Source organism: Barnesiella sp. CU968, from assembly GCF_905219685.1.
Lineage (GTDB): Bacteria > Bacteroidota > Bacteroidia > Bacteroidales > Muribaculaceae > Lepagella > Lepagella muris_A.
In genome coordinates this window covers 1-2,971 of sequence record NZ_CAJMXD010000361.1, presented here as the reverse complement: position 1 = coordinate 2,971, position 2,971 = coordinate 1, and the positions used below count along the sequence as shown (strand labels likewise).

Genomic DNA, 2,971 nt, shown 5'->3' with positions numbered 1-2,971 from the left:
GCTGAGGGCACGAACCGAAAGATCCATATCCACCAGCTTGCTCTTGAGAAGCTGACGCATGTGAAGAACCTCTTCATCAAACTCTTCGGGAGTATCCTCCTGAGGAGCCTCGAGTGTGATTTTCTCATCGCTGAACATCATGAAATGCTGAATGAGGATCTTTGCAGCCTCCTTCAATGCCTCCTTAGGCATGATGGAACCGTCTGTAGTAACCTCCATGACCAGCTTCTCATAATCGGTCTTCTGCTCCACGCGATAATTCTCCACGGAGTATTTCACATTCTTGATCGGAGTGTAGATCGAGTCAATCGCAATCTCGTTGAGATCGGCTCCGGAAAGGAGTTCCCTGTTTTCATCAGCGGGAACCCATCCGCGACCTTTGTTGATTGTGAAATCCATCTGGAAACTTGCCGCTGTGTCGAGACGACAAATCACCAATTCAGGATTGAGCACCTCGAAACCGGAAAGAACCTTACCCAAATCGCCTGCAGTGAACACATCCGTGCCCGATACGCTTACAGAACCTTTCTCGGTCTCGTGGTCTTCTGTGAGCTGCTTGAAACGAACCTGCTTGAGGTTAAGAATGATGTTTGTCACATCCTCCTTCACTCCGGGAATCGTGTCGAGCTCGTGAGCCACTCCCTCGATGCGGATGGAACAGATGGCGAAACCTCCGAGCGACGACAGAAGAATGCGACGCAAGGCGTTGCCGATAGTCTGTCCATATCCCGGCTCGAGCGGACGGAATTCAAATTTTCCGAAGGAGTTGCTCGATTCAAGCATGACCACCTTATCGGGTTTTTGAAATGCTAAAATTGGCATGGGTATTTATTGTTTATTATTTAGAATATAACTCGACGATCAATTGCTCCTTGATTGTCTCGGGGATATCCTCACGCTGGGGAACGTGAAGGAACTTACCTCCCTTGATGCTCTCATCCCACTCAATCCAGGGATATTTGCTGTGATTGAAACCTGAAAGCGCATCGGCGATTACCTCAAGCGATTTTGATTTCTCGCGCACAGCTACTACATCTCCGGGAAGAACCTTGTAAGAAGGGATATTGACCGGTTTGCCGTTTACTGTGATGTGCTTGTGAAGCACGAGCTGACGTGCGGCAGGACGGCTGGGGGCTATGCCCAGACGGTAAACCACATTGTCAAGGCGACTCTCGAGAAACTGGAGAAGAACCTCACCTGTAATACCCTTTGTGCGGGCTGCTTTCTCGAAGAGGTTGCGGAACTGACGTTCAAGAACGCCATATGTATATTTTGCTTTCTGCTTCTCGCGGAGCTGAAGACCATACTCGGAGGTCTTGCGGCGGCGATTGGCGCCATGCTGTCCCGGCGGATAGTTTTTCTTTGCCAGAACTTTGTCATCGCCGAAGATAGGTTCACCGAACTTACGGGCGATTTTGGTTTTTGGTCCTGTGTATCTTGCCATTTTGTTTATTCTTTAATTAAAGCGGCCCTTGAGCGGATCCCTTAGCGCAGCCGCGACCGTCGAAAGGAAGTGGTGAAGACGGTCTATTCGCATTCAGGATCAGGCTTGCGGACTCTGTTGATTATAATGCTTGTTATCGCGATTATTATCTGACGGATTAGACTCTTCTCCTTTTGGGAGGACGGCATCCATTGTGGGGAAGCGGAGTAACGTCTACGATCTCTGTCACTTCAATTCCTGCGCCGTGAACGGTGCGGATTGCTGACTCACGACCGTTGCCCGGACCCTTCACATATGCCTTCACCTTGCGCAGACCGAGATCATAAGCGACCTTGGCGCAATCCTGTGCTGCCATCTGGGCTGCGTAAGGTGTGTTCTTCTTGGAGCCTCTGAAGCCCATCTTGCCCGCGGAAGACCAGGATATAACCTGACCCTCGCCATTGGCCAGACACACAATGATGTTGTTGAAAGAGCTATGCACGTGGAGCTGGCCCTGACCATCAACCTTGACATTCCTCTTTTTAGCTGCGACTGTCTTTTTTGCCATACTTTAATTATTTTACTTAGTAGCTTTCTTCTTGTTAGCGACTGTTTTCTTACGGCCTTTACGGGTGCGGGCATTGTTCTTTGTGCTCTGTCCACGCAAGGGAAGACCGATACGGTGACGGATGCCGCGATAGCAACCGATATCCATCAGTCGTTTGATGTTCAACTGGATTTCAGTGCGAAGGTCACCTTCCACCTTGTAGTCATGCTGGATAACCTCACGCACTGCTGCTGCCTGTGCGTCTGTCCAGTCTTTAACCTTTATGTCGCGGTCAACACCTGCTTTGCTGAGGATGGTGTTGGCTGCGCTTCGGCCGATACCGAAGATGTAAGTCAAGGCGATCTCGCCTCTTTTATTCTGCGGCAAATCTACGCCGACGATTCTTACTGCCATATGGTATTATACAAATTTTGTGCAAAGTTAATAATCATGTCGCCAAAATTAAAATTTTATCGCATAATTTTGACGTGACAAGCCTGTTTTGCCATGTTTTAACCCCTTTTCAGAGATTTTTAATGCCAAAAACCGGTTGCCGGCGTATTATCCTTGACGAGTTTTAAATTTCGGATTCTTTTTGTTGATTACGTAAAGACGACCTTTGCGACGCACGATCTTGCTGTCTGCGGTGCGTTTCTTCACTGATGCTCTGACTTTCATATCTATTCTTTGTTTTTAGCTGAAAGAGTCTGGGTTATTTATATCTGAATGAAATTCTTCCTTTGCTCAGGTCATAGGGAGACATCTCCACTTTCACCTTGTCGCCGGGAAGTATCTTGATATAGTGCATCCTCATCTTGCCTGAGATGTGCGCGGTTATTTCGTGTCCGTTCTCAAGCTCGACCTTGAACATTGCGTTCGAAAGAGCCTCGAGGATTACACCATCCTGTTCGATTGCAGCTTGTTTTGCCATAACTGTATGTATGTTTGATTGAATTATCTTATGATCGCGATGAAGCGAGAGCCTCTTCAATATACTTGAA

General features: G+C 48.0%; 6 protein-coding genes. All 6 read right to left on the bottom strand.

Annotation, left to right across the window (positions count from 1 at the left end):
• The coding region (locus tag JX312_RS11495) for a DNA-directed RNA polymerase subunit alpha (RefSeq protein ID WP_204458083.1) at positions 1-822 on the bottom strand (822 nt) is incomplete at its 3' end.
• Between the two features lie 16 nt (positions 823-838).
• Positions 839-1,444, bottom strand: a complete 606-nt coding sequence (gene rpsD, locus JX312_RS11490) for a 30S ribosomal protein S4 (protein WP_123404995.1) — start codon at positions 1,442-1,444, stop codon at positions 839-841.
• A gap of 157 nt (positions 1,445-1,601) precedes the next feature.
• Complete coding sequence (rpsK, locus tag JX312_RS11485) at positions 1,602-1,991, bottom strand: 30S ribosomal protein S11 (protein WP_123404993.1); 390 nt, start codon at positions 1,989-1,991, stop codon at positions 1,602-1,604.
• A gap of 12 nt (positions 1,992-2,003) precedes the next feature.
• Positions 2,004-2,384, bottom strand: coding sequence for a 30S ribosomal protein S13 (rpsM, locus tag JX312_RS11480; RefSeq protein WP_123404991.1), 381 nt, complete (start codon positions 2,382-2,384; stop codon positions 2,004-2,006).
• A 147-nt stretch (positions 2,385-2,531) separates the two neighbouring features.
• Entirely contained in the window at positions 2,532-2,648 is a 117-nt protein-coding gene (gene ykgO, locus JX312_RS11475; protein ID WP_123404989.1) for a type B 50S ribosomal protein L36, read from the bottom strand.
• Between the two features lie 34 nt (positions 2,649-2,682).
• On the bottom strand, positions 2,683-2,901 hold the full coding sequence (gene infA / locus JX312_RS11470; RefSeq protein WP_123404987.1) for a translation initiation factor IF-1: 219 nt from the start codon (positions 2,899-2,901) through the stop codon (positions 2,683-2,685).
• Positions 2,902-2,971: the final 70 nt, after the last annotated feature.